Here is a 5,339-nt window from a genome sequence, read left to right on the forward strand (position 1 = left end):
CACATCCGCATGGCCCAATGCTTGCAAGCCATKGSSRRMYYSMRWKTGTYGCGTGCTTGGGCAAAGGCGCGATCAGAGGCGCCGCGCTGCAGGCCTGGGTGACCGGCCAAGCTGGCGAAAAACGAGTCCAGCATCAGCTGCTGAGATTGAGAGCGTTGGCTGAGCAAAGCGCCCACGAGACAAGGCAGGGGCAGTTTGCGTTGGCGAACAAAGGCGGTGGACTGGGCACCTCGGGCCAAATCTGCAAAGGCGGTGCTGTGTATGAACTGACCCAGCTTGGCAAAGACAGAGGTCAGGTCATCAAGAGGCGATGACCCAAGGGTTAACCCTATATTTTCTTATCATGGTGGTTGTCATGTTGCGGCGAGAGAAAATAAGAAAAACTTCAATTAAATCAATGAGTTGCGTCAATAATTATATCTTAAGTTCGGTGGATTGACTCACGCACCAGCTGCACTGGGGCCATGGATATGGGTGCAGAGGAACCAGGCGAAAGGGTCAAAGAAACAACAATGTTTTTCAGAATTTTTGATTCAACACCACTTTTGGTGGGAGATAACACTTGTACCGAATTAATTCTTATCGCCTGAGAACTCTGATTTTCAAAATTAGCAAGGAATTGTGAATCTTTAATTACCGATGTGGTCTTCAGATCTTGGGCAAAACAAATTGATGAATAAAAAAAAGTTGACAGAATAAATGCGAATGGAATTGATTTTTTCATGGCTGTCTTTTTTGATGGTTTGAATTGATTTTTATGTCAATTCATGTGATTGGAAGGTACAAAATTTATATTACCATGTAAAAACCATTCAAAAAAATTTTCGATGATCATCCGGCATTTGGTAATTTTCTTCAATTTTTTAGAAAGAGATTTATGGCGAGAGTTCCTGGTGATGATGGCTTAATCGCAGACGATGTAGGTTATTGGGCAACGGAAAAGCATGACTACCTGGTGCGGTATATCAGCATTTCCCGAGCCGCCAGAAAGCGCTATTTGCCCCCTAAAGGAACAGGGGGTGCGACCTTCATTGATCTTTTTTGTGGCACAGGTCGATCTAAAGTCCGAGATACTGGTGCTTGGATTGATGGCAGCGCCGTCGCTGCCTGGAAACAAAGCGTTAAGGATGAAGCGCCTTTCACGAACGTCATCATTGCCGACAAAGATCCTGAGGCCCTTTATGCATGTCAAGAGCGGCTCAAGCGCCTAGGTGCGCCGGTGACCTGCTATGTCAACGAAGCAGCGGAAGTGGCTCAACAGATTGGCCAGACACCGACACCCTATGGGCTCAATCTGGCATTTCTTGATCCATACAGTCTTGATTTGGACTTTTCAATTATTCAAAGTTTTGCGTCCGTAAAGCGCATGGACATGATGATCCATCTCAATCAGATGGACATGCAGCGCAACTTGATGAGCCTAGCCTCAGAAAGCGATCAGACACGCTTGGATCGCTTTGTCCCTGGTTGGCGAGATTCGGTGCCCCGCTCTGGGCAGCGTGCTGCTTTTGAGCAGCGTATTTATGAATACTGGCGGGAAAAAGTCAGGAAATTAGGTCCGTGGCCATCTGCGCAGCAAAAATTGATTACGGCTTCAAGCAACCAACCTTTGTACTGGCTTGTGCTTGCCGCCTCACATGAGCTTGCTCACAAATTCTGGGGCGAGTCCCTAGATGATGGGCAATCACAGCTGTTTTAAGCTGCAATTTGAGTGACTGGGTAAGCATCCCATGTGCGCCCCTTGAAGACACGCCCATTAGACTTCTTATCGCGTTTGACGCCGTCTGCCCCCCAGCCGCCCCATTGCTTGAAGAAAAATGCGCAGCCCTGAGCGTCGGCCTGCCTTTTGACATTGGCCAGCCATTCTTCTTTCATTGGGCGAGCTTTGTGGCCTGACTCCCCACCGACGATTACCCAATGGATATCGCTTAAGTCAAATGAACCTAAGTCTTCAAGCAGAGGCTCGACCGATAAAAATCGGATGTGTGCATCAACCTGACGTAGATAGTCGATGCGTGGAACACCGTATTTTTGATCTTCGACTGAAACACCTAACCAGACGTTTTTTGGACAAGTTCGTGTTTTGAAATATTCCGGCAGACGATCAGCACGTTTGGTCAGTATTTGGTAGGTGTGCTGTGGTGTCCTCTCGATCACTGAAAAAACTTGATCAATGAACGAGTTGGGTACGTCTTCATGAAACAGGTCGCTCATGCTATTTACGAAATACACAGTGGGTTTTTTGCGATTCAGAGGCTGCTCCAGTCGCTTTGGATGAAGTGTCAGCTCAAACTCGTTTTCGTAACCGGAGGCTCCCATGGCGTGTAGTCGCCTGGCCATAACAGCTGCATAGCAGTTTTTGCATCCAGGCGAGATTTTTGTACAACCCGTGGTCGGATTCCAGGTCTGTTCAGTCCATTCAATGGTCGATTGTGTGGCCATGGTTATTCTCCTTTGAGAGCAGTTCTTGCCGGTTCTGAGAAGCATTCCTCGGCTTCAAATTCCGATTGGCATTCCAGGCACTGAACCTTCAGTGCGGGCTTGCCCCAGATGTTGGTTTTGCAGTTGCAGGTGTAACGGATGCGATTACTTTTATTGATAGGCGCTGCGCTGACTGCGGTGGCAACCAGGTTGTCATGCACCGCCTCGTGCTGGCTTGCCAATGAAGCACCCAGTGGCTGTGGTTCGGGTGTATGAGCTGATTGACTGCTTGAACCCTGGGCACCAGCATTCACCATTTGCAATGCTGCGATCGCTTCCACTGGCGGGAATCGGTCATACCAGGATATCTTGAATTGATCGCCCAGCAGCCCTTGACAAGCCTGATCAAATAACCCCCTTGGGATCATATAGTCGGCCATGTGATCACCGGTACGTCTACCGCCGGGCGCACCCGTGGATGATGGCATCAAGCCGATGGCTTGCATCTTGTCTGCCCATTCATCATTGTGGTACCGCCCTCTTCCTGGTTTACCGAAGTGGAACTGCCACAGGTGGACCATTTCATGCACGATGGTTTGCATGATCTCTTGCAGCGGCTCAACCGCGAAATAGGCCGGATTGAGGGCAATCTCATCGACGCGATGGCCCTCCTGATCACCAAACCGCTGAGCAGAAAAATACCCACATGTCTTCTTCTCTCGCTGTAGGGTGAGTAGGCATTGAGGCAACTTTCCTTCGAACAAGCTGATATTGAAATGGTCAAAAGCCTGTTGCAACTCTGCGTAGGCTTGTGCCGTAGGTTTGATTTTGTTTGGCTGCTTGGCTAATGTTCGTGTCTTCACACAAATATTGTATTGCACAATACAATTTATGACAAAGGGAGGTGTCCTTTTTTAAATAGCTGTAAGCTTCAAACATGGCAGGCTTAGCACTCAAACAGTTAAGCCAGACGCCATCAACATCCACGACGAAGGAGTCAGGTGATGGAAGATATCCAAGCATTCGCTCGGCAGGTCTTTGCGAGTCAACCCTTCAGTCAATTCATCGGTGCTGAGCTGACACAGTCGAGTGAAGACAGTGCAGAGCTGACGCTGGTCATTCAGGGCCACCACAAGCAGCAGCATGGTTTTGTCCATGGTGGTGTGATCAGCTATCTTGCAGACAATGCCATCACCTTCGCGGGTGGTTTGGCACTTGGTGGAAATGCTCTGACAGCGGAATTCAAAATCAACTATTGCCGTCCCGCCGTGGGATTTCATTTGGTCGCCAGGGCACAAGCACGAAGCGTGGGCAAGCGGATGGCCATTTGCCAGTGCGAGATCTACGCCGTCGATGTTGACTCGGAAAAACTGTGCGCGCTCGCACAAGGAACCGTTGTTCTGGCCGCTTGAGACCTTACTTACCGCCAAGGAGAGCGCACACTGGGCAAGGCATATTGCGCCGAAGCCACCCTGTCAAGGAGACCAACATGCGTCAATCCATTCAGCAGCAAACGCTGGACTTGCTCGCCTCGCTGCATCAAACAGGTCGCGATCAAAAAATGCTTGATCGAATAGTTCAAATTCCTGTGAGCATCTACACAGACCCAGGGGTTTTGGCGCGAGAAATGGTGACAGTGTTCGCTCATTACCCCATGGTGGCAGGACATTCATCCAGCGTGCGTAATGCAGGAGATTACTTACTCAGTGACTGGCCGAAGTTTCCCTATGTCATCGTTCGTGATGCAGAAAGACGCCTCCGTGGATTTCTAAATACATGCCGACATCGGGGAGCACGCATCGTCTCGGGTAAGGAGACTTGCTTAAAAGCGTTCGTTTGTCCCTTTCATGGCTGGTCATATGGGCTGGATGGTCAACTCAAGGGCATCACCAAATCCTACAATTTCCCGGGCCTGAACTGGGGGGAATTTAATTTGGTTGAACTGCCTGTAGTGGAGCGAGCAGGCCTCATTTGGATTCATCCCACGCACGGCAAATCAATCGAACTGGATGAATATTTGGGGCCAATAGGTGATGACTTGGACCACTTTGCGTTGGATGAGCTCGAGAGCTATCGCAAGACCCATGTCATTAAACAAGCGAATTGGAAATTGCTCATTAAGACCTACTTGGAGGGATACCATGTTCCCTACCTACATCGGAATACGCTTTCCCAATCTTTCAAAAATGGGGTAATTGCACATTACGAATATGGATCACACATACGTCTTGCTGCAGCACGTACAAATTTTCTAGAGATGCTGTCTGTCCCTGCACAGAATCGACGCATCCTTGATTACGCCTCAGTCTATTACGCTTTATTTCCGCAGACATTTTTCATCATGCACCCAGATTATGTATCCATCAACATGTTCTATCCAGAGACTCCAGACCGGTCGATCTGGACGCATGAGATGCTATATCGGGTTCTCTTGAAATTTGAGTGGGTAAGCTTCTGCCATATTGATCAACTTTTGAGCGTGAATTGATGACTGCCAAGCTGTTTGAATCTGCCCTGGGCATCACTGACCCGTGGTGCGTTGCCTCGGTTGAGTTCGACGAAGGTGCCAAGACCTTGACGATATTGATTGACTTCAAAGTCGGCAGTCGCTTTGCAGTCTCGGGTCACGATGGGCTGCATGGTGTGCACGACACGGTGGCCAAGACGTATCGGCACCTGAACTTCTTTCAACACGAGTGCCATCTGCAAGTTCGCACGCCTCGCGTGAAACTTCCCAACGGTTCGGTGCGGTTGGTCGAGCCTGATTTTGCCGGGCGACTTAATGGCTTCACCTTGCTGTTTGAAGCCTTCATTCTGATGCTGTCTGGCCAGATGCCATTTGCCGCCGTCTCGCGTCTTGTCGGGGAGTCGCCGCACAAGGTTCTGGCCGTGTGCGAAAAGTATGTTGAGATGGCCTG

General features: G+C 49.5%; 7 protein-coding genes and 1 pseudogene. 4 read left to right on the forward strand and 4 right to left on the reverse strand.

The features are described 5' to 3' along the window. Both AMM33_RS22630 and AMM33_RS22270 read right to left on the reverse strand, forming a co-directional pair. A pseudogene (locus tag AMM33_RS22630) lies at window positions 1-239 on the reverse strand (hypothetical protein); the annotation flags it as partial. 182 nt (window positions 240-421) lie between these two features. Continuing rightward, a complete protein-coding gene (locus AMM33_RS22270; protein ID WP_194945666.1) occupies window positions 422-724 on the reverse strand; it encodes a hypothetical protein in 303 nt (100 codons plus the stop codon). 153 nt (window positions 725-877) lie between these two features. Here AMM33_RS22270 and AMM33_RS21275 point away from each other — a divergent pair, with 153 nt between their 5' ends. Beyond that, window positions 878-1,699: a three-Cys-motif partner protein TcmP gene (locus AMM33_RS21275; protein WP_090143224.1), complete on the forward strand. Its 822-nt coding sequence runs from the start codon at window positions 878-880 to the stop codon at window positions 1,697-1,699. On the opposite strand, the gene AMM33_RS21280 is transcribed toward AMM33_RS21275, so the two are convergent. Together AMM33_RS21280 and AMM33_RS21285 are read right to left on the reverse strand one after the other, a co-directional pair. Next, window positions 1,696-2,442 carry a DUF5131 family protein gene (locus tag AMM33_RS21280; protein ID WP_090143225.1) on the reverse strand — a complete coding sequence of 249 codons (747 nt, stop codon included), beginning with the start codon at window positions 2,440-2,442 and terminating at the stop codon, window positions 1,696-1,698. The genes AMM33_RS21275 and AMM33_RS21280 overlap by 4 nt on opposite strands. A gap of 2 nt (window positions 2,443-2,444) precedes the next feature. Further along, window positions 2,445-3,284 (reverse strand): SprT-like domain-containing protein, encoded by an 840-nt coding sequence (locus tag AMM33_RS21285; RefSeq protein ID WP_228768297.1) that lies wholly within the window; start codon window positions 3,282-3,284, stop codon window positions 2,445-2,447. A 141-nt stretch (window positions 3,285-3,425) separates the two neighbouring features. On the opposite strand from AMM33_RS21285, the gene AMM33_RS21290 reads away from it, so the two are divergent. The 3 genes from AMM33_RS21290 to AMM33_RS21300 all read left to right on the forward strand — a co-directional run. After that, the gene (locus AMM33_RS21290) at window positions 3,426-3,833 is read left to right on the forward strand and encodes a PaaI family thioesterase (protein ID WP_090143226.1); all 408 of its coding nucleotides are present in this window, start codon (window positions 3,426-3,428) and stop codon (window positions 3,831-3,833) included. A 77-nt stretch (window positions 3,834-3,910) separates the two neighbouring features. Further along, window positions 3,911-4,909, forward strand: coding sequence for an aromatic ring-hydroxylating oxygenase subunit alpha (locus AMM33_RS21295; protein WP_090143227.1), 999 nt, complete (start codon window positions 3,911-3,913; stop codon window positions 4,907-4,909). After that, window positions 4,909-5,339 (forward strand): transposase family protein (locus AMM33_RS21300; RefSeq protein ID WP_194945667.1); only part of this gene is annotated, 431 nt, incomplete at its 3' end. The genes AMM33_RS21295 and AMM33_RS21300, both read left to right, overlap by 1 nt.

Source organism: Limnohabitans sp. DM1 (assembly GCF_001269385.1).
Classification (GTDB): Bacteria; Pseudomonadota; Gammaproteobacteria; order Burkholderiales; family Burkholderiaceae_C; genus Limnohabitans_A.